The organism is Pseudomonas sp. FG86 (assembly GCF_057808775.1).
Genome location: NZ_JBMDIS010000202.1, coordinates 1 through 470 on the forward strand (window position 1 = coordinate 1; position 470 = coordinate 470).

Here is a 470-nt window from a genome sequence, read left to right on the forward strand (position 1 = left end):
ATTCCCCTGGTGGTGCATATTGCCCGTCCGCCTTCAACGCCCAAAGGCACCAGCTTTGAGTTTTACTGGGCAGGCGTCGCGGTGGCGTTCAACCAGATTCGCGACGGCGACGAAAACCTGACCCGTATCCCCTTTACGATCTCCCAAAATTTCATTCGCGAGTCGTGGGCCGACCCGGTACAGGTCAGGGTCATCCGTCTCAGTGGGAACCCTTCGGAAACCATGCCGTTGCGGTTGCGCGTCAATCTGCGTCGTCCAGGAGGCATCGCGCCGGAACCCACCCAGCCCGGCAATCGAAAACTGGTCCTGGTGCTGCCGCCCGATGTAGAAATTGACGGTATCAATGATGACCGTGCCAAGCTCGGTGTTCAGATAACGTTCCGACACTGGGAGAATATGGCGCCCTATGATCTACTTCGGCTGGCCTGGGGCAACGTGATCATAGAGTACCGAGTGCAACCCGCTGACGT

Annotated in this window: 1 protein-coding gene; it reads left to right on the forward strand. The window is 58.1% G+C overall.

Features of this window, described 5'->3' with window-relative positions:
- Nucleotides 1-470 (forward strand): hypothetical protein (locus ACODSV_RS36315; RefSeq protein WP_489078416.1); only part of this gene is annotated, 470 nt, incomplete at both ends.